This is a genomic window from Bradyrhizobium sp. LTSP857 (assembly GCF_000938285.1).
Classification (GTDB): domain Bacteria; phylum Pseudomonadota; class Alphaproteobacteria; order Rhizobiales; family Xanthobacteraceae; genus Bradyrhizobium.
Map to the genome: position 1 here is coordinate 173916 of NZ_JYMS01000046.1, position 25923 is coordinate 199838.

Annotated in this window: 26 protein-coding genes; 9 read left to right on the top strand and 17 right to left on the bottom strand. The window is 62.8% G+C overall.

Annotated elements, in window-relative coordinates; all coding sequences use genetic code 11:
• Positions 1-307: 307 nt before the first annotated feature.
• Positions 308-601, top strand: coding sequence for a hypothetical protein (locus UP06_RS30235; RefSeq protein ID WP_045007339.1), 294 nt, complete (start codon positions 308-310; stop codon positions 599-601).
• A gap of 287 nt (positions 602-888) precedes the next feature.
• Positions 889-1032, top strand: coding sequence for an Arm DNA-binding domain-containing protein (locus tag UP06_RS42740; protein WP_502691618.1), 144 nt, complete (start codon positions 889-891; stop codon positions 1030-1032).
• A gap of 42 nt (positions 1033-1074) precedes the next feature.
• Here UP06_RS42740 and UP06_RS30240 read toward each other — a convergent pair whose 3' ends face one another.
• Together UP06_RS30240 and UP06_RS30245 are read right to left on the bottom strand one after the other, a co-directional pair.
• Positions 1075-1377, bottom strand: a complete 303-nt coding sequence (locus UP06_RS30240) for an HdeA/HdeB family chaperone (RefSeq protein ID WP_082081721.1) — start codon at positions 1375-1377, stop codon at positions 1075-1077.
• A 180-nt stretch (positions 1378-1557) separates the two neighbouring features.
• The gene (locus UP06_RS30245) at positions 1558-2079 is read right to left on the bottom strand and encodes a GNAT family N-acetyltransferase (protein ID WP_045007340.1); all 522 of its coding nucleotides are present in this window, start codon (positions 2077-2079) and stop codon (positions 1558-1560) included.
• Positions 2080-2298: 219 nt separating this feature from the next.
• On the opposite strand from UP06_RS30245, the gene UP06_RS30250 reads away from it, so the two are divergent.
• The gene (locus UP06_RS30250) at positions 2299-3144 is read left to right on the top strand and encodes a metal-dependent phosphohydrolase (protein ID WP_045007341.1); all 846 of its coding nucleotides are present in this window, start codon (positions 2299-2301) and stop codon (positions 3142-3144) included.
• A gap of 71 nt (positions 3145-3215) precedes the next feature.
• Here the strand turns inward: UP06_RS30250 and UP06_RS30255 are convergent, their stop codons facing one another.
• From UP06_RS30255 to UP06_RS30285, 7 genes are all read right to left on the bottom strand, one after another.
• Positions 3216-3959 carry a DUF7168 domain-containing protein gene (locus tag UP06_RS30255; protein ID WP_045007342.1) on the bottom strand — a complete coding sequence of 248 codons (744 nt, stop codon included), beginning with the start codon at positions 3957-3959 and terminating at the stop codon, positions 3216-3218.
• 185 nt (positions 3960-4144) lie between these two features.
• Positions 4145-4588, bottom strand: a complete 444-nt coding sequence (locus UP06_RS30260; protein WP_245305588.1) for a hypothetical protein — start codon at positions 4586-4588, stop codon at positions 4145-4147.
• A gap of 10 nt (positions 4589-4598) precedes the next feature.
• Positions 4599-5516: a DUF2950 domain-containing protein gene (locus UP06_RS30265; RefSeq protein ID WP_045007344.1), complete on the bottom strand. Its 918-nt coding sequence runs from the start codon at positions 5514-5516 to the stop codon at positions 4599-4601.
• Positions 5513-7168 (bottom strand): DUF3300 domain-containing protein, encoded by a 1656-nt coding sequence (locus UP06_RS30270; RefSeq protein ID WP_045007624.1) that lies wholly within the window; start codon positions 7166-7168, stop codon positions 5513-5515. Before UP06_RS30270 ends, UP06_RS30265 begins: the two co-directional genes overlap by 4 nt.
• A gap of 130 nt (positions 7169-7298) precedes the next feature.
• On the bottom strand, positions 7299-9185 hold the full coding sequence (locus UP06_RS30275; protein WP_045007345.1) for a sensor histidine kinase: 1887 nt from the start codon (positions 9183-9185) through the stop codon (positions 7299-7301).
• A gap of 95 nt (positions 9186-9280) precedes the next feature.
• The gene (locus tag UP06_RS30280) at positions 9281-10513 is read right to left on the bottom strand and encodes an HlyD family secretion protein (protein WP_045007346.1); all 1233 of its coding nucleotides are present in this window, start codon (positions 10511-10513) and stop codon (positions 9281-9283) included.
• Entirely contained in the window at positions 10506-10913 is a 408-nt protein-coding gene (locus UP06_RS30285; protein WP_045007347.1) for a hypothetical protein, read from the bottom strand. Before UP06_RS30285 ends, UP06_RS30280 begins: the two co-directional genes overlap by 8 nt.
• A 174-nt stretch (positions 10914-11087) precedes the next feature.
• On the opposite strand from UP06_RS30285, the gene UP06_RS30290 reads away from it, so the two are divergent.
• Both UP06_RS30290 and ppk2 read left to right on the top strand, forming a co-directional pair.
• Positions 11088-11543, top strand: coding sequence for a hypothetical protein (locus UP06_RS30290; protein WP_045007348.1), 456 nt, complete (start codon positions 11088-11090; stop codon positions 11541-11543).
• Positions 11544-11545: 2 nt separating this feature from the next.
• Positions 11546-12346, top strand: a complete 801-nt coding sequence (gene ppk2, locus UP06_RS30295; RefSeq protein ID WP_045007349.1) for a polyphosphate kinase 2 — start codon at positions 11546-11548, stop codon at positions 12344-12346.
• Positions 12347-12390: 44 nt separating this feature from the next.
• On the opposite strand, the gene UP06_RS30300 is transcribed toward ppk2, so the two are convergent.
• The 5 genes from UP06_RS30300 to UP06_RS30320 all read right to left on the bottom strand — a co-directional run bounded on the left by UP06_RS30300 (position 12391) and on the right by UP06_RS30320 (position 19781).
• Complete coding sequence (locus UP06_RS30300) at positions 12391-12825, bottom strand: hypothetical protein (RefSeq protein ID WP_045007350.1); 435 nt, start codon at positions 12823-12825, stop codon at positions 12391-12393.
• A 35-nt stretch (positions 12826-12860) separates the two neighbouring features.
• On the bottom strand, positions 12861-14558 hold the full coding sequence (locus UP06_RS30305; RefSeq protein WP_045007351.1) for an aspartate:alanine exchanger family transporter: 1698 nt from the start codon (positions 14556-14558) through the stop codon (positions 12861-12863).
• Positions 14559-14570: 12 nt separating this feature from the next.
• Complete coding sequence (locus UP06_RS30310; RefSeq protein ID WP_045007352.1) at positions 14571-17324, bottom strand: decarboxylase; 2754 nt, start codon at positions 17322-17324, stop codon at positions 14571-14573.
• A 76-nt stretch (positions 17325-17400) separates the two neighbouring features.
• Positions 17401-19104 carry a SulP family inorganic anion transporter gene (locus UP06_RS30315; RefSeq protein ID WP_045007353.1) on the bottom strand — a complete coding sequence of 568 codons (1704 nt, stop codon included), beginning with the start codon at positions 19102-19104 and terminating at the stop codon, positions 17401-17403.
• Complete coding sequence (locus tag UP06_RS30320) at positions 19101-19781, bottom strand: YoaK family protein (RefSeq protein WP_045007354.1); 681 nt, start codon at positions 19779-19781, stop codon at positions 19101-19103. Before UP06_RS30320 ends, UP06_RS30315 begins: the two co-directional genes overlap by 4 nt.
• Before the next feature lie 138 nt (positions 19782-19919).
• Here UP06_RS30320 and UP06_RS30325 point away from each other — a divergent pair, with 138 nt between their 5' ends.
• The 3 genes from UP06_RS30325 to UP06_RS30335 are packed head-to-tail and all read left to right on the top strand — an operon-like array spanning position 19920 to position 23122.
• Complete coding sequence (locus UP06_RS30325; RefSeq protein ID WP_045007355.1) at positions 19920-21608, top strand: aspartate:alanine exchanger family transporter; 1689 nt, start codon at positions 19920-19922, stop codon at positions 21606-21608.
• 11 nt (positions 21609-21619) lie between these two features.
• Complete coding sequence (locus UP06_RS30330; RefSeq protein ID WP_045007356.1) at positions 21620-22507, top strand: alpha/beta hydrolase family protein; 888 nt, start codon at positions 21620-21622, stop codon at positions 22505-22507.
• A gap of 30 nt (positions 22508-22537) precedes the next feature.
• Positions 22538-23122, top strand: a complete 585-nt coding sequence (locus UP06_RS30335; RefSeq protein WP_045007357.1) for an invasion associated locus B family protein — start codon at positions 22538-22540, stop codon at positions 23120-23122.
• Between the two features lie 16 nt (positions 23123-23138).
• Here UP06_RS30335 and UP06_RS30340 read toward each other — a convergent pair whose 3' ends face one another.
• Together UP06_RS30340 and UP06_RS30345 are read right to left on the bottom strand one after the other, a co-directional pair.
• Positions 23139-23513 (bottom strand): response regulator transcription factor, encoded by a 375-nt coding sequence (locus UP06_RS30340; RefSeq protein ID WP_082081722.1) that lies wholly within the window; start codon positions 23511-23513, stop codon positions 23139-23141.
• A gap of 178 nt (positions 23514-23691) precedes the next feature.
• A complete protein-coding gene (locus UP06_RS30345) occupies positions 23692-24324 on the bottom strand; it encodes a response regulator transcription factor (protein ID WP_045007359.1) in 633 nt (210 codons plus the stop codon).
• Positions 24325-24649: 325 nt separating this feature from the next.
• On the opposite strand from UP06_RS30345, the gene UP06_RS30350 reads away from it, so the two are divergent.
• Positions 24650-25333: a helix-turn-helix domain-containing protein gene (locus tag UP06_RS30350; protein ID WP_045007360.1), complete on the top strand. Its 684-nt coding sequence runs from the start codon at positions 24650-24652 to the stop codon at positions 25331-25333.
• Positions 25334-25530: 197 nt separating this feature from the next.
• Here UP06_RS30350 and UP06_RS30355 read toward each other — a convergent pair whose 3' ends face one another.
• Entirely contained in the window at positions 25531-25839 is a 309-nt protein-coding gene (locus UP06_RS30355) for a potassium channel family protein (RefSeq protein ID WP_349509949.1), read from the bottom strand.
• Between the last annotated feature and the right edge of the window lie 84 nt (positions 25840-25923).

The following is a 25923-nucleotide window of genomic DNA, read 5'->3' on the forward strand; positions in this document are numbered from 1 at the left end:
TTGGCAAGCGGCGCTCGTCGCACGATCAGGGTCAGCACAAAAAACTCGAAAACAACCCCATGCACAGTAGCTAAGTCCCAGCGGCACAATACTTTTGGCATCCGCGGCAACGCCGTTTGACCCGTCGGGCAAAACAATGGCATTCTGCCATCTTCGGAAAATCTGTTGAGAGCTTTGTCGAGGCTGTTTACGTTGCGCCCCTCGCCCCAGCATCTTGCCGATCATCGTCATACCCAACTCACGCTCGGCTGCATTGCTGCTGCGATCGGCGCAATGTTATGCTCGTCGCAGAACCGGGAGTTTCTTGATGAGCAAAATCGCCGTCGCCGTCATGCTTGCCCTGATCGCCGCCCCCGCGCTGGCGCAGGACCATGTTCAACAGTATGGCGAACAGCCCAAGGATAAGACGCCTTCGGAGAAGGCGGACGACGATCGGGCTGAGCGCGCCTATCAACGCTCCCTCAGCAATGTTCCGAACCAGAAACCGGTCGATCCGTGGGGAACTGCCCGCGGCGATGATACGTCGAAGAAGTCGGCCGCGCCGGCCAAGCCGGCTGTGAAGCAGTCGTCCAAGGCCAAGAGCGGCAGCACCGCCAATTAGCAAAGATGCGTGAAACGGCGGGGTCGCTTGGTCCGCACCACGACGCGCAGTAGCTCGGGATTGAGAATTTGACTCGTGCCGGCGCGCCGCTTCGATTGGTGGCATGCCTTGATCTGTCCGCCGCCACACGCCTACGCACGCCGACGGCCGGCCGATCAAGATTACCTTCGGCGAGATGCGGGAGATGGGAGTGCGCGGCGTCCTCGTCTATTGCCATTGTGGCCATCATGTTGCTCTGGACGCCGACCGCTGGTCGGACAAGGCGGACACTTCGATGGCGCAAGCGAATGGGAAATCTCACCGCACTGAAAGTGAAAAACGCCAAGGCCGGCGACAAGTTCGCCGACGGTGATGGGCTAAGGCTGGACGTCGACAACAACGGGAACGCGAGTTGGGTCTTCCGATTCAAATCGCCTGCGATTGGCAAATAAAGGTTCATGGGCTTTGGTCCGTTCCGGGACGTGGGCCTGGCGTCATTTCGTTGCCGCTTCCACGGCATCCAGGAGCGGCATGTCGCGGTGTGATTCGCAGAACCGCGAGACCCTGTTGGCATTGCGGTTGAGAGCCTGCGTGTCGACGATGGGATTATTCCGGCGACCGGCATAGAAGCCGCTCAGCCAGACATTGACGGTTTGGCTATGGGTAATGCGCTGCGTGATATACTGATCGCAGGTAATTTTGGAAACGTCGACCATGACCTGGGCTTTGGCTGCTTCAATCGGAGCCATCGTGCCTAACAGTGCGAAGACAGGTCCGAGAACTCTGAATCTAGCCATCTGTAGTCCCACCAGCGACTATCCCTTTTTCACACGGTTCTGCATGCGATGAAGCATCCGCTTGACCTGGATCAAAGGAAGCGGGGCATGTGGAAAATTGCGGCGAGATAGCCAATTTGGCACGACGCCGCCGGAATGCGGCGGTCTCGTCTTGGGACGCGGTTGGCCCGTAAAGGCCGATCAACCCAATTCCAGCTCCAAGTGAATCGCCTGTGGGTCTCGCATCGCCGCGGGTTTGAACCCGAGTTTTTCGAACACCCGACGCATCGCGGTATTCTCCGGCAACACCTCTGCTGTCAGTCCCTTGAGCCCGGCCTCGCGCCCGAGTGCGGTAAGGTGACGCGCCAGCATGGCGCCGACGCCGCGGCCTTGCCAGGCATCAATGACGACGAACGCCATCTCGGCGCGTCCGGGTTCGAAGACGACGTATCGGCCGCCTCCTATGATCATTGTGCGGCCGGCCTGCTCGACCTGGGCCACCAGTGCAACGTGATTACTGAAATTGATATCCATGAAGAACGCGCGCTCCTTGTCGGAGAAATGGCGCTTGGTCCCGAAAAATCGGCGCTGCAACGACTGCGCGCTGGTCTGGTCCAGCGCACCGAGCATGCCGTCCTCGTCTTCCGACCGAAGCGCCCGGATTTCGACCAGGCTGCCGTCGCGCAGTTGCTCGCATACACTGTAGTTGGCGGCATCCGACATGCGGCTGTCATCTCGGGAGATTCGGACAGGGCAACTGCCCGGACGTAGACATGAGCCGACGGCCGGCCGCGGTCGCTTGATCTGGATCAAGTGCGCGGTATGAACGCGGCGGCCATGCTTGGCAGCCAGTCAGTGCACAGTCGACCCATGCAGGTGGGATCGCGGAGCCGCGGGGGCTTGGTCTAGATATCGTTCATAATACCTTGGCGGAGCGGCGTGATGATCACAGTTCCGGAATTGGTGTCACAAGCTCTGGGCGCGTTTCTAACGACGGAAACCAGAGACAGGTTTGGCGCTTCGCACGCCGGTCTGACCGAGCTGCTTCCTTTTGCCGCCAAGCTCACCCTGGAGTGCATCGGCAACAGCGACGCCCTGTACCACAATATCGAGCATACGTTGCTCGTGACCCTTGCCGGGCACGACATCCTGACGGGACGAGCGCTGCTGCGGCCTACCACGGCAAATGACTATGCGAACTTCATTCTGGCATGCCTTGCTCATGACATCGGATATGTGCGGGGCGTCGTTCAAGGCGATGAGGACGAGCTGTTCGTTGCAGACGTGAACGGCCGCACTATTCGCCTGCCGCGAGGATCGTCCGACGCAGCGCTGGCGCCATATCATGTCGATCGATCGAAACTGTTCGTGCTGGAGCGGCTGGATTCCGTCGAGGCGCTGGACGCGGACAGGGTCGCCCGGGCAATTGAATATACTCGGTTTCCCTACACCATGTCTTCGAATGACAGCCTGATCGAAGAGGAGGGGCTGTTGCTGCGGGCCGCCGATCTCATCGGCCAGCTTGGCGACCCCAACTATCTGAGGAAGTCGAACGCGCTGTTCTACGAGTTTGAGGAGATTGGGCTGAACAAGACGTTGGGTTACGCAACGCCAGCGGATATCGTCTACAAATATCCCCAGTTCTATTGGAGCAACGTCGCTCCCCAGATCCAGCCGGCGATACGCTATCTCAACGTGACGTCTCGCGGGCGTCAGTGGATAGCCAGTCTCTACGGCAACGTGTTCAGGGCCGAACGCGAGATGAACCTGTCCGGACCGCAGCTATAGCAGGCGCCGATCGTCTTGATCTGAATCATGCTCTCAGCTCCGGCCGAAGCTGCGCCCCTCCCCCGGTGCGTTCAGCTTCCTTTGCGAGCGGTCCCTGACTGCGCCTCGCCAAGGCCGGGATTGATGGCGAGCGACGCTCCGGCGGCGCCGCCGGCTTCATAGGCCGTCATCGACACCATCCGGCTGGTGCTCCGCTGGGTCCGGATCTTGAGGTCGAGCTTGTCGAATTCTGCATCGACCACCGAGGTCTTGAGGACGACCAGCCCGCGGCCGGTGCTTTCGTTGACCTGATCGCGACTGACCTTGATCGCCACCAGCCTGTCCGCGATTGACGCCACCATCCCGAGCGCGAAGGAGGCATTGGCCAGATGCCGCTCCTGGTGCCGGAACCGTGCGTAGGCGACCGAGGTCTTGAAGCGGCCAAGCTCAGTGCGCACGGCGCCGTCGATCAATTCGGCCAGATAATGCGCGACCTCGACATCCGCGCCGAGACCGAAGAACACATAGCTGCTCTCGCCGGCCGCGTTCTTCTCGCGCCAGACCCGACAATCGCAGAAATGAGCGATCGCGCCGATGCAGTCGTCCAGAGGAATTCGCTTCTTGCGATGGGTCTCGTAGACCCTCCGTTCGCACGGCGAGGCGCGCAGCTCGACGTCGGAGAGCGATAAATCGTGGCGATCCAGCAGTTCGGCGACCTTGGCGGCGGCAGACAGCGCCTCGTCCTCGGTGCAGCCATTGGCGATGGTTTTGGCGCGCAACGCCTGAATGCGGAGCTTCAGCTTGTCGAGCGCGGCCGGATTGAACGTCTGATTCACCGATCACCTGCCCGGGAAAGCCCAACCGACAGGCCCCGGTCGGATTTACTGGTGGGGGTGTGCCCCGTCAACGCCTTGAAATCAAGCGCCTTATCGACCTTGGGTGCAAGACATCGACGGTCCTGGCTACGGAGCGTCCTGCTGTCCGGCTCTTCCGATGTGATCGACCAGCTGGACCTGTGGTGTCACTTCATCGAAATCGTGATCTGGCTGATGTTGGCCGCGAGCTCAAGCCCCGCCTTCGGTCCCTGCAACGCGATGGTCACGCCCTTCTCGTTGCGCAGGTGGACGCCGTTGACGCCTCCGACCAGCGCGAAGCCGCCGCCGACGGAGCTGTAGGTGCCGGCGAAATCGCCGACGTCGCCGATGCCGGACGCCCAGCCATCAAACCGGCCGACCGTCGCGCCGACGGTGATGCCGAAGCTCATGCCGGTGATGCTGAAGGGATAGGACTTGCCGCGATACGTCAGCACACCGCTGCCGGCGCCGCCGCCGATCAAGAGGCCGGCCTTGACGACCCTGGCGCGGACATGGCCGGCGGCTTGCGCGAAGGATTGCGTGCACGGGGCGGCAAGCGCGAGCGTCAGGACGAGGATCACGATCAAGCGAGATGCCAGCGGGCGCAGCATTATTCGCCATTCAGGGTTTCGCAGCATCGACCTTCTTCCAGGTCTGGTCGGGATCAAACAGCGTCGTGCGCGGTGCGACGAACTCGGTCCGCGGTCCCAAGTCTTTCTGATAGACAGTGCCGGCGTGATTGACCAGGAAGGTCATGACGCCGGAATTGCCGTACTCGGCGGGCCAGGCGATCAGTGCAAAGCCGCCGATCATCTTGCCATTGACGACATAGTTGAGCGCGCCGCCCGGCGCGTTTGACCCCTGCCCCTTCAGGATACGGAAATAGTAGCCGTGATAGGGCGCCGGCCCGTCCTCGGCCTTGTAGCCCTCGCTCGATGCCTGTGCCGCCAATGCGCCGAGCGGGCTAGGGTCGCTGTCGTCGCGCCAGAACAACCCGTCCTTCTTGCCTGCACTGCTGACAATGCGCTGCGCGTACACGCCGGCCCCCTCGCCGCGATCCTTGTCGGCGTATTCGTTCTCGGCATCGGCGAAGGCGAGGCTGGTCTGGATCGCATCGAGCTCATTGCGGCCGATACGGCGATACAGCACTTCGATGCGGCCTTCGGCGGTATCGAATTCCCAGCCGGTCTTGGTGTTGGCGAGTGGAATCGGAAACGGGAAGTCATCCGGTCCCAGCATCAGCGTCGCCTTCTTGTTGCCCTCCGTCTTGATCGAATGTTTGGCGTCATACATCGAGCTGAAGCGTTGCCGGATGTCGGCGTCGGCGACCTCGTCGCCGGACGAGACGATGTCCTGGGCGGCGCTGCCGAGCACTTTCAGGATGGCCCTGTCCGGGCCGCTCTTGACGGCTGCCGCGAGCGCTGCCGCAGCCTCCTCCGGTGTCGGATAGGACTGCTGCGCCTGGGATGGCGAACTCATGAGCGCCAGCGCCATGATGACCGGCAAGGTCGCACGAAGAAGCAATTTCAAGCTCATCATGGCGTCACCTCCGCGGGGATCCTCGCGCCACCGGCGAGCCAATCTCGGTAGGTGCGAAGCTTCAAACCGAGCTTTTCGTAATAGACCCGGAGATAGCCATCGGCTCCTCGGGTGACCGCTTTCGGCATCACCTCTTCGACCTCCTGCGCGATGACGCCGACATAAGCCTTGTCGCTGCCGATATAGCTGAAGCGGTAATAGCCGAGGCCGTTTGCGAGGTGGCCGAGCAGAACAACATCATGCTTCAGCGCGATGTCGGAGCGCCGCCCACCGCCACCACCCCCGCCGCGACCGCCTCCTCCGCCACCACCATGGAAGCCACCGCCCCCGCCACCGCGTCCCGCGAAGCTCGCGCCGCCACCGCCGCCACGCGGCCCCGCGCTCGCCATGCTGGACCGACCGCGGGCCGATGCCGCTGCCGCCGAGCGGCCCGACGACACGTTCAACGCGCCGCCGCCACCGCGGTTCGCGGCCTTGGCGCCGCCGCCCTTTGCACCAACGTTCTTGGCACCAGCATTCTTGGCACCAGGATTCTTGGCACCGGCGTTCTTGGAACCACCCTTGGCGGCACGATCGCCGCCGCCCTTTGCACGATCACCACCAGCCTTGGCGCGATCCCCCGCGCCCTGACGGTCACCTCGATCGCCTGCGCGGTCTCCTGCACGATCTCCAGCGCGATCTCCAGCACCTGGCCGGTCCTGTCCCGGCTTCAACACCTGCTGTCCGTCGCGCCCGCGGAAATCCATGCGGTCGGCCGCACCGGCCTTCAAATTGCTATTGCCGAAGCGCTGCTGAACATTCGCGTTGTTGTAGCGTACGCCCTGGCGATGCGCCGGATTGTGCTGCCAGCCGTTTCCAATGTTCGTGGTCCGGTGATTGATATAGACGTTGCGGTTGCCCCAGTTGCAGCCGCCGCCCCAATAATTGCCCCAGCGGCCGATGGCCCAGGCCGTGCCGAAGGCAAGACCCGCCGCGACGACGCCTGCACCGATGTAGGACGGGTAGCCGAAATAGTAGGGCGGATACTCCGTGTAGGGCCACGCTCCGTAAACCGTTGCCGGCTCGTAATACGGCACGTACATCGTGTCGGCCACGGCCGGTTCGATCACGATCACCTGCTTGCTTTCCTGGGTCTGGACGCTGACCTTTTGCTGCTTGGTGGTGACAAGCTTCTTGTTGTCATAGGCCTTGGTGCGCAGGCGCTGGACCGCATCCATCACATCCGGCTGCTGCGCGAGCACGGCGTCGCCGAGCGCCTTGGTCCAGTCGAGCTTGTCGCTCATCATCGTGAGGACCTCGGCAGTCGAGGCCAATGCCTTGATGCTGTCGTCCCAGGACTGCTTCTCGACCTCGGTCTTCAGCGCATCGCCCTTCAGGCTCTTCTCTTTCAGCCAGCGATCGGCCTGCACGACCTCCAGGGGATAGGTCGATGCCGCCAGCACATTGGCGAGCAGCTCGTCGGGATAGAGGGCGATCGGGGCCACCAGCGCCTCGAGCTGCTCGGGCTTCAGCAGCTCGGCAACCGGCGCCGGCGGACTTGCCGGCTGCACCTGCGTGCTCGGGGCTGCCGGCGGCGTGGCCTGCGCCATGGCAGCGCTGGGAACCGCCGCCACAAGCGCAAGCGCCATCAGGGTCTTGCCGCAGTGAAACATCACAACCTCCCCAAACATACTGCCCGCGAGGATCGTGCCGGAGCGTCGGCGTTTGTTGATCGAGATCAAGGAAAGGCTGCTCCGAGACCTTGTTGCGGCGCGACAGCGGCAGGGCAGCCGGATCTCGGTGTCAGCGAGTGATCGGGAGCCTGATCGAAAACACCGCCCCGCCCCGCGGCAGGTTCTCGACGTCGATCGTGCCGTGGTGAGCCTCGACAATGGTCTTCGCAATCGCAAGTCCCATGCCCATGCCCTGCGGCTTGGTGCTGAAGAACGGATTGAAGACGTTCGCGAGATCGCCGGACGAGATGCCGGGACCGGTGTCGGCGATCTTGATCTCGGCCTGGTTGCCGACCCGTACCGTCGCCACACTGACCTCCCGCTTCCTCATGTCGGCATCGGCGACCGCATCCATGGCATTGATGATCAGGTTGAGCACGACCTGCTGGAGCTGCACGGCATCACCCTTGACATGCAGGTCGGTGGACGGAGGGACATAGGTCAGCGCGATGCGGCGTCCGTCGGCAACGGCCGCCACCAGGCCGATCGCCTCCCGCACCGTGTCGTTGAGCTTGAGGTTCTTGATCTCGAACGGCGTCTTCTTCAAGACGCTGCGCAGCCTGCGGATCACCTCGCTCGCCCGCTGATCGTCGCGCCTGATATCGCCGAGGATCTGCCGTATCTCGTCGATGTCGGGCGAGGCGCCCTTGAGCATGAGCTCCGCCGTCTCCGCGTTGGTCAGGATGGAGCCGAGCGGCTGGTTGAGCTCATGCGCGATCGAGGTCGTCAGCTCACCAACCGCCGAATAGCGATTGGCGTGCGCGAGCTCGGCCAGACGCTGCAGCGATTCGACCTCCGCAACCTGACGACGCCGGCGCTCATGCAACAACACGCTGATCAGGCCGGTCTGCACCAGGATCACGGCGGCGATCAGCAGCAATTGCCAGCGGTAGGTCTCCCACAAGCCCGGATCACGGAACATGATCTCGCTCCCGGGAGGCAGATTGCTCTCGCTGATGGACCAGCGTTGCAGCTCCCGCCAATCGTAGCGCGGCGTTCCGAATTCGATCGTCTCGTATTTGATGCCGGCCGGCTTCTCGCCACCGAGGATGCGGATGACGGCATCGACGGTCTTCCGGCTCGTCTCTCCGGTCAGCTGCATCGGGCCGCCGACGGTGCTGCCGAAGAAGGCCTCCTGGTAGGAGAAGATCGGGGCGTTGGCGACCGCGTGGAGGCTGCGCAAGGCGATGTCGCCTTCGTAGACGATTCCCGCGGCATCGACCGACATCAGGCCCCAGAACAGCACCGTGTTCGGCGGAAGATTCGCGGCGCGCTTGAGGACCTCATCGAACGCCAGGTCCGAATACCACGTGAGGCTGACGCGATTCCCCAACGGCTTCAGCTCCCGCTTCACCTCGTCGATCCAGAACTTCTCGAGCGGAGATGCGCCAATCACCATGGCAACCGTCTTCGTATCCGGCAGAACACGGAGAATGTCGTCGAACACGGCCATGAAGTCATTGTGGACCGACACGACGACGTCATTGTCGGTGAGGTCGAGGCGGTTCACGAGCCGCTGTTCGACCACTGTCAGCACTATCGGCGTATCGGGAAAGAGGGTTTGCCGATATCGCTGCACGAACCGCGCCGCCGGCGCGCCGATGCTCAGCACGATGTCAGGCGGCGCGCCCTCGTAGAGCGAGTGCAGATAGTCGACGAAGGGCGCTTCCGGACCCGGATTGTTGAAGCGCGCGGAGAGCAGGGCGTGCTCCTGGATATCGAGGGGCCAGCGCGACTGCTGCTCCAGCCCTGCCTTGATGCTGCGCGCATATTCGCTCCAGGGCCGGAATTCGCGGCCGAAGGAATGCAGCACCAGCACGCGCTTGAGTTCTCCGCGCGCGCTGCGTTCGGCGGCTCCGGCCGCGCCGGACAGGAGGCAGACGGCGAGCAACAGGCCGAGCAACGCGGCCGCGACTGACCGCGGCATGACCGAGGCTATCAACCTGCGCCCTCTCATCCGCCTCCCCGACGGCTCTCTCCGGCCGTTGCTGGCCACAATTCTAGCGGGAAGTGAGGCGCTTCGACAGGCCTCACGCAGGCCACTCGCCGGCTTCAGTGCCCGCTCAGCACCAGCGTCTTGATCGGCAGCAGCAACGCCTGGATTCGCAGCAGCATGGCGTGCACGAGGCCGACGCCGTCGACGACGTGCAAGGCAATGGCCCGGCCGTTGCTAGTCTCCTTCGCGGCGATCTCCTCATGGTTGCTGGTATAGGCGTTGACGATGCAACTGCTGCCCGGCGTCACGCCTTCGAGCCCTCCCTTATAGAGCGGCTCCATGAATGCCAGGATCGTGCCGGGTCGCGCGACATTCTGTGCCTCGATGAGCTGCTCTCCGCTTCGGAACTGTCCGGCCGCGATGTAGTCCTGCACATTGGTGATGACCATCGGAATGATGACCCAGGGCCTCGATATGCAGGTCGCTTCCGCCACCATGCCGACTTGCAAGACCTGAGCCTCGATCTGGCCAAAGCCCGCCTGCAGACCCTGCCGGCCCGCGCCATCCGGGACAAGCACGCCCGCCGGCCGCAACAACTGATTGACCACGTCGCCGACGCGGACCAGGAATTGCTCCACCCGGCCGTCAACGCCGGCGCGGACAAAAGTCTTGTCCAGATCCACCTGCGCCTCGGCCAGCGTCGCTTCGGCGCTGGCCTTCTCGGCCGGCAAGAGCGTCGAAACGCGCAAAGCTGCCGACTGCCTCGAAGCCGTGGCGGCGTCGACCCCGGCCTGCCGCTGATTGACGATCACCTGCAGCTTTTCAATGTCGCGCTGCGGCACGATGCCGGGATTGCGACGCTGCAACTCGGACTTGACGTCCAGTTCATCCTTGGCCTGCTGAAGGTTGGCCTTGGCTTCCTCGATCTGCGCGTCAGCCTTGATCACGTCGGATTGCGCGGTCGTCAGCGACGCATCGACCTCAGCGATCTTGCGCTTGGCGGTTTCCAGAGCCGCGCGTTGCTTCGAGCTGTCGAGGCTGAAGAGCACGTCACCCTTCTTTACCGCCTGGCTGTAGCCGACATTCACTTCCGCGACCCGGCCCGAGCCCTCGGGCAGGATCGGCACCGTACGGTAATAGAGCGTCGCCGAGGTCGTTGACGGGTGAAAGTAGAAGATCATGGTGATCAGCGACACCGTGAGCATCAGGCAGCCGGTGATGCCCCATCGCAGCTCGTACCAGACGGAAAAGAACGTGATCTCCTTGCCGAACCGCTTGCCCTGGGCATAGCGGCGGTAGAGGTAGTCCGGCAAGATCGTCAGAAGGGAGCAGAACATGAGCTCAAACATGGCTGTGCTCCTTCTCCTTCGGGACTGACTTCTCTGCCGGCGGGCCCGGTTGATCGGATTCGCGCCCGTCGCTCGGCGCGGCGTCGGCGATCCTCTCGACGGAACCGGCAATGCTACGCAGTGGCGTACCGAAATCGGGCAGGTCGATCATCGCGAGCAACAGGCCCGCCACCCAGAAAATGTGCAAGTGCGTAAAGAGCGAGATGATGCCCAGCACCGCCACGATCTCGAATTGCAGCTTCTGCGACTTGTGCGCCATTCGCTCGGGCAGGCTGTGCAGCTTCCAATAGAGCGTGCCCACCCAGAGTATGGTGCCGATCAGGAAGATGCCCATCACCACCGTCAGCGTATCGATCCCGCTTGCCGGTGCGAGATAGAAGGGCAGATGATGGGGGGCCATCGGATGAAGCTGATCGCTCAAATCTCTCTCCCGGTCAGAAATGCGGCTCACTCGGAATGTGCGACAGCGTGCGCAACGAGGTTGCGAGAACGGTTGATTTGAATCAAGGGAATGCCCCTTGCCAGACCTAGCCTACCTCAGAAGCCAGAATGCACCTATAGGAGCGCGTCAGTCATGCCCGGCATCGATGATCTGATCCCCAGCGCCATGCAGATCCGGAAAGAAGCCGCGCTCAAGGAGGCCGAGAAGGCGGAGGAATATGTCCGCCTCGCCACCGCCACCGAGGCCGAGAAGCGCGCGTTGATCGAGCGACTGAGCAAGCCGTCCGGCAAGACCGAGGAAGAGAAGGTCAAGCTCGCCTCGACCATCATTCAGCGTGCAGTGCGAAACGGGCTGACCGAGGTGCAGGTCTACCGCTTTCCCAACTCGCTCTGCACCGACAAAGGACGCGCCATCAACCAGATGGAGAAAGGCTGGGAGACCACGCTGACCGGCATCCCCAAGGAGATCTTCCAGCTCTGGACCGACCATCTGAAGCCGCGCGGCTATCGCATCGCGTACCAGATCATCGATTTTCCCGGCGGTGTGCCCGGCGATATCGGCGTGATCATCTCATGGGGTGACGACTGATCATGGCCAAGGACAAGCCTGCGGAGAAAATGAAGCGCAAGGACTATGAGCAGGAGCTGGAAAAGCTCCAGGTCGAGCTGTGTCACCTCCAGGAATGGGTTAAGGCGGAGAAGCTGAAGATCATCATCATCTTCGAAGGCCGCGATGCCGCCGGCAAGGGCGGCACCATCAAGGCCTTGACCGAGAAGGTAAGCCCGCGGGTCTTCCGCGTCTGCGCCCTCCCCGCGCCGTCCGACCGACAAAAGTCCCAGCTGTTCCTGCAACGCTATATCGAGCAGTTTCCGGCCGGCGGCGAGATCGTGATCTTCGACCGCAGTTGGTACAACCGCGCCGGTGTCGAATACGTGATGGGCTTCTGTACGCCCGCCGAGCACAAGCGTTTCCTGGAACTGTGCCCGCTGGTCGAGAAATTCGCAGTGGACGCCGGCATCATCCTGATCAAGCTGTGGCTGGAGGTCGGGATGGAGGAGCAGGAGCTCCGCTTCCATGCCCGTATCGAGGATCCGTTGCGGCAGTGGAAACTGAGCCCGATGGACACCGAGTCATTCGGCCGTTGGTACGACTACTCACGCGCCCGCGACATGATGTTCGAGGCGACCGACACCCGGCACGCGCCATGGCGGCTGATCCGCTCCGACGACAAGCGCCGAGCGCGGCTCAACGTCATCTCGCACATCCTGAAGACGATCCCCTACAAGAAGATCGCGCCGGCCAAGGTCAAGCTGCCAAAGCGCTCTCACAAGGGCCGCTATAACGATCAGGCGAGTTTGCGCAGGATGAAGTTCGTCGAGGAACGGTACTGAGGCAAAGCAGGCCGCGCCGGGAGCGCGGCCCGATCGTCCTGTCTTTACTTCAGCCGGATCGTGACGCCGCCGACCGCAGCCGACACTTCCGCGCCGACCCTCGGGCCGCTGAGCTGAAGGATCACGCCATTGCCGTTCTGCAACTGCACGGCGCCTGCACCCGCCGCAACCGCCCCACCTGCTCCGCCGGCCGCGTAAGAGCCTTCGATCGATTGGGGCCCCCTCAGATTGAGAGCGCGGCCAACGAACTTGGTGGTGGAGGCACCGATCGTGAAGCCCACGCTCATGCCGGATACAGTGAACGGATACTTCTTGCCGTGAAGCAGGAGGACGCCCTCCCCGCCGCCGACGCCAATGATGAACCCGCCTTTGGTGAAGACGACCGCAACCTGCCCGGTCTCGGCCCGCGATGCCGTGCTGAAACCGACGACGCTTGCAAGCGAGGCGACAACGGCGGCGCAGATGGCGACTTTTCTCATGACTTTCGTTCCCCTTTGGTTGTGACGCCGAGCTATTAGGCCAAGATCATCGCGAAGTAGCCAAACACGGTGAGCAGAATGCCCGAGACGGCATAGCCGACCGGAAAACCGATCCAGGGCACCGAGCTCTGGATTTCGACCGCGGCCTCGCGGCACGGACCGGAATGCGACCGGGCACCGGCAACGCCGCCCATCAGCACAGCCGGGTTGATCTTGAAGACGTGGAAGCCGATCGCCCAGACGATGAACGGCGGGATCGTGCAGGCGATGAAACCCGCAACGAAGATCTTCAAGGCAACGGCACCGGTCAGCTGCGCCAGCAATCCGGCGCCGGCATTGATACCGACGATGGAGACGAAGACAACGAGGCCGAGATCCTCCAGCACGTTGCGCGCCGCGTTTGGCGTGTTGCCGAAGAACCGCAGCCGCGACACGGCCGAGGACACGATCACGCCCGACAGCAACAGACCGCCGGCGTTCCCGAGGCCGATCTTGGCGCCGAAGGCCGGGAATTCGATCATGCCGATCAAGAAGCCGAGGATCATGCCCGCGGCCAGTGTCAGCAGGTCGGTGGAGGTGTTGGTGCGCGCGATGCGCCCCCACATCTCGCCGAGCTCGTTGACGGCCGACTTCAGGCCGACGACCGTGATGATGTCCATCCGCTGCAGCTCGGTCTTGAGACCGGCCGGAATCTGCACCCCACCGCGTTCGACCTTGCCGATCTGCAACTGACCAGCAATGGCCTGCTCCCGGAAGGATTCGAAGGTCCGTCCGACCATGTCCTTGTTGGTGACGAGAATCTCGGCCTGATCCAGGGGAACACCGAGCGCCTTGGCATCGGCGACCTCCGGGCCGATCAGGCCCATCTTGTCGGTGAGATGCGCGGTTGCGCCGCCGAGCGCGACGACGTCACCCTTTTGCAGCACGAGGCCGGAATCGGCTCCCAACGGCTCATCGCCGCGCACCACGTTGAGGATGCGATATTCCGGATTGACCGTGCGGAATTTGGCGATGCTCATGCCGACCTGCGCCGGATTTTCGAGCCGGTAGGCGCGCAGGCCGAACTGCCGATAACCGGTTAGGCCGCCGCCTTCGAGATCCTTGACGCCGAACTCCTGCTCGTACTGCCTGGCCGCCGCCTTGGCATCGACGCCCCACCAGCGCGGCAGGTATTTGCAGATCAGGATGATGCCGACGGTGCCCCAGATATAGGTGATGCCGTAGGATAGCGCGATCATGCCTGAGGCGTCCTCGGGCTTCATGCCCTCGGGAAGCTTGACCACTCCCGAGGTGATGGCCTGCTCGGCCGAGCCGATCGCGGCCGACATGGTCTGCGATCCCGCCAGCATGCCGCCGGCGGCGCCAATCGGCAGCGCGAAGAGCCTCGAAAGGATGACGACGAGCGCCAGACCGAGCACGCTGGACACCAGCGCCAGGATGCAGAATTTAAGGCCATCTCCCCTGAGGCTGTTGATGAAGGACGGACCCACGCGAAGGCCGACCCCATACATGAACAAATAGTAGAACAGGCTCTTGGCGAAAGTGTTCAGCTCGAGCTTCACACCGTAGACCGACGCCCAGACCGACAGGCCCGCGCCGACCACGATGGCGCCGGCAACCATGCCGAGACCATAGCCTTTGATGCTGGCTCGCCCGATCCAGACGGCGAGCCCGACGACGAAGAACAGCAGCAGATATGGATTCTGCTGCAAGAACGTGAAAAAGCCCTGCATGTTCGCCCCCTGTTATGACGCAGCCTTGAGCTTCGGCGGAGCGCTCGGCTTTGGCCGGCCGAGCTTCGCCAAGGCTTCGGTACGCACGAGCTTCAGCCCTTCCTTGGCGTCGTAGCCATGGATCTCCTTCACATCGAGCTTGCGCATGAAGTCGATGGTCTCCTGGGTAATGACCTGCCCCGGCACCATGATCGGGAAGCCCGGCGGATACGGGATCACGAAATTGGCTGAGACGAGCTCCGGACCGGCCTTGAGTCGCCGGTCAATCTCGGAATCGCCAAGGCGGATATGTTCGCAACCCGCCGCGTCATAGGCGGAGTAGAAGCCGCTGCGGATGTCCCCTTCGTTGGTCTTGGTGCCGGCATCGCCGCGGAAGCTCGGATGGAAATGCGAGAAATTCGGCAGGTCAGGCACGTCGGTCATCAAGCTCTTGACCCGCGCTTCGAAGGTCTTCTTGGCATTGGCACCGCCTTGCGCAAGCCCGCGATCGACCTCGCCCGCGATCTCGGCGAGGACGCGGATCAGATGCGCGACGTCGCTGCGGGTGTTGTTGATGTTGGACTGGACCAGCACCGAGTTGCGTGAGGTCTTGTTGACTTGGATGTTGTACTCGTTGGCGAGGATGCCCTTGAATTGGGTACCGTCAAAGCCGGCCATGCCGCACACCAATGTCATCCGGGTCGGATCGAGGCAGAACTCATCCTCGTCCAGGCTCTTGAGCGTATTCGCCCAGTTGACGCCGGGTGCGAGATAGTCGGTGAAACCGCTTTGGCGGTATTGCGTCGGCACCATGACGTCGGCGCCGAGAATGCGGAAATACTTCGAGAGCAGCGCGTTGTTGTTGACGGCATGACGGATGGCGAGCGCGATTTCCATCGCATTGGCGACAAGACCGTACCCCTCGAGCTCCATCTGACGCCGCGAGATGTCGAGGCTGGCGATAAGCTGCTGGTTCGGACTGGTCGAGGCATGGGTAAAGACGGCCTCCTTGAACTGCTGCTCGACCGTGTGGAATTCGACGTCCTTGACCGAGAGCATGGAGCCCTGCCGGATCGCCGACATCGACTTGTGGGTCGAGTTGGTCTGATAGACGCGCAGCCGGATCTGTCGCGGATCGGGAATCAATCGCGTCTTGAGCAACACCTCGTCCGACGGAGTCTTGCCGAGCTCTGCCTGCTGCTTCTCGTAAGCCGCGACCGACTTCGGATCGTGCATCCAGACCTCGATCTCGTTGGCGGCCCCCATGGCTGTGCGCCGACGCAGGAACGGCGAGAAGCGCGCGAAGCCGAACCAGGCTTCATCCCAAAGGAAGATCAGGTCCGGCTTGATGGCGAGACATTCCTCCATCACCCGGCGGGTGTTGTAGATGTGGCCGTCGAAGGTACAGTTGGTAAGGTCCAGCATCTTGACCCGATCGAGCCGGCCATCGGCCTTCGCGCCGAGCAGCGCCTGCTTGATCGTCTTCAGCGGCACCGCGCCATACATCGAATATTCCGTCATCGGAAAGGCTTCGACATAGAGCGGCTGCGCGCCTGCGAGCACCATGCCGTAATGGTGCGACTTGTGGCAGTTGCGGTCGACAATCGCGATATCGCCCGGCGCAAGCAGCGCCTGCACCGCCATCTTGTTCGAGGTCGAGGTACCGTTGGTGACGAAGAAGACGCGGTCGGCGCCGAGTGCCCTCGCCGCCTTCTCCTGCGCCTTCTTGATGGTGCCGGTCGGTTCCAGCATGCTGTCGAGGCCGCCCGTGGTGGCGCTGCTCTCTGCCAGAAACAGGTTCGGGCCGTAGAACTCGCCCATGTCGCGAATCCAGTCGGACTTGAAGATCGACTTGCCGCGGGCGATCGGCAGCGCGTGAAACGTCCCGATCGGGCGTTGCGCATATTTCTTGAGATTGTCGAAGAACGGCGTGTCGTAACGATCCTGGATGCCTTCGAGGATCGATAAATGCAGCTCCAGCAACTCCTCAACCGAATAAAAGATACGGCGAACGACGCTGGCTTCAGGGTTGCCGGCCAGCTCCTCGACGTCGCGATTGGAGATCATGTAAAGATCAAGCTCGGGACGGACCCGCTTGATGATCTGGGCGAGCCGTAGCGCGGAAGCATCAGCCTCGTCGTTGAGACCCGCCGATGCGGTGATCGAGCGAAGCACCGGCGCATCGTGCCGCGAGCGCAGGCCGAAACCCTCGTTGACGACGACAGCCCCGAGATTGGGATTGAGCATGGTCGCGCAGAAGGCATCCTCCAGGCTGCCGACGATGACGGGCTCATAGATGAAGCCATCCTCCGGACGGCGCAGCTTGCGCCATTCGGCGGCGAGCGCCGGCCATTGGCCAGGTGACACGCCGGTGACAATCAGGGTTTCGAAATAGGGCCGACGTGCCTTATGCGTGCCGAAGGTGGACGACACCAGTTCGGGCGTATCGCCATCGCCATCGTCCTTCGCGCTCCAGTCTCCGGCGTGCTGGCGAAAGGATCGCGTCGCCAGGGCCTGGGTTATCCGGGTCGCAAGCGACAGCGACGCGGCCGCATCGCCGGCCGAGGCTGCTTCGCGCAGGGCCGCCATCAGTTGCAGGCCGGGATAACCGTGGAATTCTTCCGTCACCGACAGGCTGGCCAGCGCCGCGTCATAGGCCGCGCGATCGCCGCCGCGGGCCCAGCCCTTTGCGGCCTCGACCAGATCACGCCAGTCATCGGCTCGCGCGCCGGGACCGGAAAAGAACTGGTCGATGCGCTTCTGCGCGGGCTTTGCGTCCTTTGCCATGCGTCTCTCCCGATCCTTTGGGGCGAAAAGTGATGCGGGATCGTGCTGTCGGCACGGGGCGCTCCATTGATCCAAGTCAACGGTCGGATGCATTCCGGAGGCATTTGTCATCGCCGAGAACGCTGTCGAGCGACCGCAGCCACTGGCCGCTGTCGGTCTTCTCGGCCAACCCCTCCGCCCGCAAGAGATCGCGCAGTTGCGCATGCGCGCCGACGATGCAGAAGGCGATGTGCCGGGAGGCGAGCTCGTCGTAAAGGTCGTGCAACATGCGCGCGCCGGCCAAGTCGATGTAGGGCGACGCCGAGAGGTCGCAGGCCACCAACTTGACGTCAGTCGATCTGTGGAGGGCGTCGAGAACCGCCTGCTGGATGGTCTCGGCGTTGATGTAGAGTAACGAAGCCTCGGGGCGGAAAGCGATGACGCCGACGAGCGGCTCGACGCCGTCGTGCCTGGCGTTATCGGAATAGCGGCCGGTGCCCGGAAGCCGGCCGAGGAACGCAATGTTCGGCTGCGATGCACGCGCGAGCAGCAGAAAGATCGATGCAATCGACGCCAGCAGGACGCCTTGCAGAATTCCGAGCAGCAACACGGCCACCAGCGCAATCGCGGCGGCATAGAAGTCTATCCGGCTGACTTTCCACATCCGCAAGAGCGCGCGGACATCGACCAGCTTGTAGACGGCGGCAAAGACGATGGCGGCTAGCACGGCCTTGGGCAGATTGGTGAGCAGCCCTGTGAAGAACAGGAGACACAGCCCGAGCGTCACCGAACAGATCACCAGGGCCAGAGGTGTTCGTGCGCCGGCACTGTCGTTGACCGCAGATTGCGACAGGCCGCCGGCGACGGGATAGCCATGGCCGAGCGCCGCTGCGAGGTTCGCCGCGCCCAGCCCCAAAAACTCCTGCCGGACGTCGAGCGGATAGCCGTGCTTGGCGGCAAAGCTGCGCGCCGCCGATACGCCCTCGATATAAGCCAGCAGCACGCAACCGGCAGCGAGCGGAAAGAGATCGTCGAACTCCAGCAGTCCGAATGTCGGTAACCCCAGCGCCGGCAGCCCTTCCGGGATCTTCCCGGTAACGGGCACGCCCAGGGCCGGCAAGCCAAGGAGCGTGGTGACCGCGATCGCAAGCGCCACGATGGTGATCCCGACCGGCTTGCCCGGCAGAAGCCGCTCGCCAAACAGCAGCAGCAGAAGCGCAACCGCGCCGATCGCCAGCACGAGTGGATCGAGATGACCGAGTTGCCCCATCAATTTGACCGCACGGTCGAAGAAATTGTGGCCGCCGCCGGCAACGCCGAGCAGGCTCGGCAACTGGCTCATGATGATGGTGAGCCCCGCGCCGGCCTTGAAGCCGACCAGAATGCTGTCGCTGACGAGGCGGACCAGCACACTCAGCTTGAACACCCAGGCGATGAAGCATAGCACCGCGACCGCAAAAGCGCCGAGGCTTGCGATCTGCGCGTAGCGAACCGCATCGCCACCGGCGAGCACGCCGACGGTCGCAGCGATCATCAGGGAGATTGCCGAGGTCGGGCCGATTGCGAGCTGCCGCGACGCCCCGAGCAAAGCATAGCCAATGCCGCCGAGCATGTAGCCGTAGACGCCGATCTGCGGCGGAAGGCCGGCGAGCGCGGCATAGGCAAGCGAGACCGGAACAGCGTAAGCGGCGAGCGTGATGCCGGCCACGGCGTCGGCGGGAAGCCATTCGCGCCGATAGGCGGCGAGCCAGCCGCACGGCGGAAAGAACCGCGTCCAGCCTGGGGCGGACGACGCTTTCATTGCGGTACCTCTCGGTGTGACCTCTCGCAGCGCAACAGCACGACCAGCAGCGCGACCACGGGAACACCGAGCGCGAGATTGGGAATGCTCTTGGTCGCGAAGGCGCCAACCGCTGCGCCGAAGCCGAACACTGCGCACAACGCGAAAAAGATACCCGACAGGCGCAGCGTTCCGACCGGTGCATCTCCGGCGGCAACTACAAAGATGTTTTCGATAGCTTGGCGCATGTTTCCGGTGATCATCACTGTGCTGCAAACGGCGCCTTTGACCTTGGTGAATATCGCGGTCTGCATGGCTGCAACGACCGAAATTCCGAGCGTGCCGGCCATATTCGGCAGCCTGTTGTGCAAAATTCCGATTGCGATCAGCAACAGGATCTCGATCAGCGTACTGATCGCGCTGGCCCGTTCGCCGGCGGCGCGGCGCAACCAGGCGGCAATCACAATACCGACCGCAAACGCCAGGATCGGGGGCACGAAGTGGAGCGCCTTGGCCCAATTGCCGGCGGTCGCATAGACCCAGAGGAAGATCAGGTTAGCGGTCTGGGCATTCGCCATCACACCGTGGATGATCCAGGTATAGGCGTCGATATAGCCGCCGGCGAAGGCAAGCAGCAATACGATCTCGACCGTTTCATCGCGGCGGATCGCGCCGGCTGCGACCTCCAGAGTGCTCATGGTGACGATGCGGGCTCACGCGCGTTCTGCATGACCACATAGGCAACGCCGTACCGCCGGCGTGGATTGATCTGGATCAAGCATTGCTTGCGATCTTGAGACTCAGATCGCCGCAACTGGTCTGGCGAGACTTGCACCATGGATACCGTCAAGTGGGTGATCTCTACGGCTCCGGAAATCTTCCTGCTGCTGTCGATCGCGCTCGGCACCATTCTCGGCCGCGTCCGGATCCTAGGATTTTCGATCGGCACCACGGCGTGCACGCTCATCGTGGCCGTCCTGATCGGGCAGCTCGGGACCTTTACGTTCCCGTCCCTGCTGAGGGTCTTTCTCTTCAGCCTGTTCGTCTTCACGATCGGCTACCGGTCAGGACCCGAGTTCTTTGCTTCGCTGAGCATCCGGACCCTGGCGCAGGTTGCGCTCGCGCTCGTACTTGGCGGCACCGGCCTCGTCATCGTTCTCATATTTGCCAATGCGTTCGCGCTCGGTCCCGGCACCGCTTCCGGCCTTGCTGCGGGCGCCCTGACGCAATCCTCCGTCATCGGCACGGCGTCCGGTGCCCTGTCCCAACTCGGACTCGCCAAGGATGTGCTGGAGCAGCAGAACGCGAACATCGCCGCCGGTTACGCCGTCACCTACGTTCTTGGCTATATCCTCACGCTCCTGTACGTGCCGTTTGTCGCGCCGAAGCTGATGCGGATCGATTTGAAGGCGGAAGCCGCAAAGCTCGAGGCGGAACTGGCGGGGGGCAGCCCGCCACAAACTGAAAATCTGCATTATCGAAAATTCCAGGCGCGTGCCTATCGGGTGTCGGTCGCGGCGGGGCGGACTGTCGGCGCCGTCGAAGGCGAGATCGGCAGCCGTAGCGTGGTCGAGCGGATCGTGCGTCAGGGCACCGATGTCGAGCCGCATGTCGACACAGTTCTTCAAGCAGGCGACGACGTCGTCATCGCGGGACGAACCGCCGCCCTTGTCGCCGCAAAACCGATCATTGGCGCCGAGATCGACGCCGACGAGATCCTGAAGGCGCTTCCGGGCAACGTGATCGATGTCCTCGTCGATAACCGCAAACTCCATGGCCGCTCCGTCAAGGACGTGGCTGAACGCGTCGGCGACAATGCGCGCGGTGTTTTCCTGCGCAAACTCACGCGGATGGGTCGAGAGGTTCCCTTGAGCGCGGACACCCGCGTCTATGTCGGCGACGTCATGACGCTGGTCGGCAGCACCCGCAACATCGAGCGTGCCGCCGCGAACGTCGGACAAATCCTGCGCTCCGAAGATCGTACCGACATTGCATTCCTTGCCGCCGGCATCGCCGTGGGCCTGCTCGCCGGTCTCGCGAGCGTCAAGATCGGGTCGGTGCCGTTGACGCTGGGCGGCGGTGGCGGCGCCCTGATTGCAGGGCTCTTCTGCGGCTGGCTACGGTCGCGGCGGCCGACGATGGGCGCAATGCCGCCTGCGGCGCAGCAGACGCTGAGCGATATCGGGCTCGGCGGATTCATCGCAGCGATCGGCCTCGGCAACGGCCATGCGGCCTGGGTCGCGATCCAGTCACATGGCATGCTTCTGGTCGGCATGGGCCTCGTCGTCACGCTGGTACCGCTGATCGTGACGACCTTGTTTGCCCATCGCGTGCTCCACATGAATCCGGTCATCATCTGCGGCGCGCTGGCCGGCGCCATGACGGTCGACGCTGCCGTGACTGGTGCCTGCGAGGTCGCCGAAAGCCAGACGCCGGTGCTCGGCGTCGCCGTGCCCTACGCCGTCGGCAACGTCGTACTGACCGTGCTCGGCCCGATCATCGTGGCCAGTACGTTCGCCGGTTGAGGGAGGCGCGTATGAATCTCCGGCACGCACCAACTCCAAAGTCGATGGCGGCGGCGTTGCTCCTCCTGGCCTGCCTGCTCGCTCCGGCGCGCGCCGAGGACGACGTCCGTATTCAGGAGGAGGTCTGGACGCTGCCGCTGCCGCTCCCGATGCTCGCCTATGTGGTACGCCCCGTTGGCGACGGTCCCTTCCCGCTCGCGATCATGAACCATGGTGTGTCGCTCAAACCGGTCGATCGCAGCTTCTTTCCGCTAGTAGAATTCCGCGACGCCGCGAAGTGGTTCGCCAAACGCGGCTATCTCGTCGTGGCACCCGTCGGCACCGGATACGGCGCAGCCGCCATCGACATTCCAGAGCGCGGTCTCTACGGCCCGTTCTTCGCCAAGGTCGGCAACTGCACCAACCCGAACTTCCATGACGCCGGACGTGCGTTGGCGCTGGCCGATCTCTGGATCATCGACTACATGATCGCCGAGAAACGCGTCCTCCCGAAGGACGTCGTCGTCATCGGACAGTCCGCCGGCGGCTGGGCTTCCATTGCGCTGTCGAGCGTGAACCCGCCGCAGGTCAAAGCGATCATCACCTTCGCGGCAGGTCGTGGCGGACGCGTCGACGGCAAGCCCAACAACAACTGCGCACCGGACAAACTGGTCGAAGCGACAGCGGATTTCGGCCGGACCTCAAGGGTGCCGATGCTGTGGTTCTATATCGAGAACGACACGTTTTTCGGCCCTGCTCTGTCGCAGCGTATGCACCAGGCCTTCACCACAGCGGGTGGGCGGGCCGAATATCACCTGATACCGCCGTTCGGCAATGAGGGGCATTTCTTCATCGGTTCGCCTGATGCGATCCCGATCTGGTCGCCGCTGGTGGCGGAGTTTCTCGACGCGCAGAAATGAGTGCGAATACGGATGCCTGGAGGCTGAGCCATGATCAGCGCACGTGACTGTCTCTCGGGCCTTCTCGTGGCAGCGATTGCCGGCGGGGCGTCGATCGCGGACGCGGCGGCGCGAGAGAAATCTCATGCGGCGACGCCCGCCGAAGTCGCAACGCGCGGCCAGCGGGAGGCAAAGGACATCACCTATGGGAGTTGGCGCAAGCTCTGTTTCAAGGCGGGCGGCGCGCCGACGCTGTGCCGCACGTCGATCACCGGCACTTTTCCGACCGGTCAAATGGCCGTGCGCCTGGATCTCATCGAGCGTGAAGGCGACCGCAACGGACGACTGCAATTGTTCGTGCCTGTCGGGATGTATTTGCAGCACCCGGTCAAGCTGACCGTCGACCAAGGCAGCTCCTATCGCGTGCCCTACACGTGGTGTCTCGCCAACGCCTGCATCGCGGCCGACGTTGCCGATCCCAACATCATCAAGGACATGGAATCGGGAAAAGCGCTCGTCCTTGAGGTCGTCGATTTCAACCTTCTTTCGCTGACGACCTCGCTGCCGCTGGCGCAGTTCGCCGCAATCCACAAGGGTGCACCGGCACAGACGCTGGAGCAGGAGATCGATGAATGAGCAGCCGCCGCCCCTGCTAGATTGCTCCTGAAACAGCGCGCTGGATCGGCTCCATCAACGACTGCGCCCTGAAAGGCTTGGTCAGATATGCAATGCATCCCGACTCGACCGCGGCGGAGCGGTTCGCATGGCTGTCATTGCCGGTGATGTAGATCACCGGCGCCGTGACGCCCTCCTCCGCAAGCCGACGACGCAGATCGACGCCGGACTGACCATCCAGATTGATGTCAATGATGATGCAGGCGGCATTGTCGTGCTCGCCGTGATCGAGCAGCGCATGCGCCGAGTCGAACAACAACACGGTGAAGCCGTGCTCGCGCAAGAGCCGCTTGATGCTCGTGCGCATCGATGAATCGTCGTCAACGACAATGATAGGTCTGTGCGGCGACAATATCGTCGGCCTCTATCTTGACCATCGGGCAATGTACGGGCGTAGCGACCAGTTCCAAAGCTTGACCTGACGGCGCGCCACGAATTGATCCACGCGCTCTCTACAGCACCGTCAAGAAGCTTTCATATTGTCCCATTGGACAGGTCGCTCAGCGGGTCCCTTCGGTGGAAGGTTCCGTCTAGGCGGATGGTCTGCTTTCGGGATCGAGCATTCCGAGCCGCTCCGCGAGCGACACCAGCTCCGCAAGCGAGGACACCTGCATTTTCTCCATCACCTGGTGGCGATGGGCCTTCACGGTGCGCTCGCTGGTTCCGAGCTCGTAGGCGATCTGCTTGTTGATCTTGCCGCGCACGATCAGATCGAACACCTGGCGCTCGCGAGGTGTCAGCGACGCGACCAGAGTGCGGAGCAGATCGAGCTTGCCGCGCTGGCTTCGCTCAGTCGCCTGACGAGCCAAGGCGCGCTCAAGCGCGTCGATCAACTGCTCCGACGACACCGGCTTGGTCAGAAAATCCTCGGCACCAGCTTTGATGGCCCGCACCGTCGTTGCCGTATCGGCGTGCCCGGTCAGGAAGACGATCGGCAGCTTCGAGCCGAGCCGGGCGAGATGGTTCTGCAGCTCAGGACCGGTGAGCCCCGGTATCTGCACGTCGAGCAGGATGCATCCCGGCCGCTCGTCGTCCGGCAGACGATCAAGCAGATCCTGGGCGGACGCATAGGTCGCGACGTCATAGCCGGCAAGTTTCAACCGGCGCTCGATCGCTGTCCGGAACGAAGCGTCATCGTCGACGATGTGAACGAAGCCAGGCAACTTTCACCTCTTGAGAAGACAATGCCGATAGGGCGTTCGAGCCAGTTGGAGAAGCCGATGATCAGTTCAACGGGCCGACGATATCGGTCGCATCGGCACGTCTACTAATCGAATCAAAATGAGCAACGCTGGCGAAAAGGCCTTCTCATTCCGTGCAGGAAAATGCCGCCCTGTCCTTTCGTACAATGACCTTAGATACAATGGTTGATAATACGGCCTTCGTCGTACATCAACCACAGCGCGACACGGCGGGGCGCATCCCGAAAAACGAAATGGGTCCTAGTTTCTGACAGACCAATTCAGCGATTAGTTGAGGAGTTGGGCCATGTTTGTGCGCATCGCAACCGACCAGTCACCGCGCCCCAATTCTCTCCGCGACTTCGGAATGACCAGCGCGTCAAATCCAATCGTGAGTTTGAGCGAATTCACCTACAAGAAGGGCACCGAGGTCTACGGCGAGAAGGAGCCTGCCGAGTACGTCTATCAGGTCAAGTTTGGTGCGGTGCGGAGCTACAAGCTGCTGACCGACGGACGGCGTCAGATCGGCGCGTTTCATCTCGCCGGCGACATTTTCGGGCTTGAGAACGGCGGCGCACACCGTTTCACGGCGGAGGCGATCGTCGACACCACCGTTCGCCTGATCCGGCGGCAAAGCCTCGAACTGGTGGCCGAGAGCGATGCCATGGTCGCCAAGAACCTGCTCGGCATGACCACGACCAATTTGCAGCACGCCGAAGATCACATGCTGCTGCTGGGACGCAAGACCTCGCTGGAGCGGGTTGCCGCCTTCCTGCTCGAGATGGACAAACGGTTGACCGCCGCCGGCGTCATGGCGCTGCCGATGTCGCGCCGCGATATCGCCGACTATCTCGGCCTGACATTGGAGACCGTGTCCCGTGCGTTGTCGCGGCTGCACGAGTTCGGCGTGCTCGGCTTCATCGGCAACAACCAGCGCCAGATCGTGCTGCTGGACCGGCTGAAGCTCGCGAGCCTTGATTTGCAGTCTTGAGCAGCCGTCACTGTCCGCGAATGGCACAAACTGCACATCACATCGGCTCAATCTAATGTTAGCCTCGATCCATGTGGAACGAGGTCGCATTCCGGATCACCGTCGTCGTCATCGGGGCCCTGCCCGTCGCGTTCACGGCGATCATCCTTTTCCTGAGGTGAATTTGCCTCTGCGGGATACCGTTCGTCCCATCGGGATCATTTGAGGCCCGGCGCTTCGGTCACGCCGAGGTGTTCGAGTGTCTTACGCAAAACCTCGAACAGGATGGCGGCCGACCAGCCGAACAGCAGCACGCCGTTCATGGCGGTCAGCGGGCCGATGAGCCGCCATTCGCGTACTGGTGTGATATCGCCGTAACCGAGCGTGGTGTAGTTGACGAAAGCGAAATAGAGCAGCTCGCTGCCGGGTGCCGCGGCCTGGATGATGCCGTACGTCCAGGCCCATGCCAGGATTTCCAGCGTGTGCGCGACCTGCAATACCGCAGCCGTTGCGATCATCACGCCCATCAGATGCAATCTTGGTCTCTCCGTTTGCCGAAGGCCTGCGCCGCGGGCAATCGAAACGGCGACGACGGTCACCAGGGCATGGAT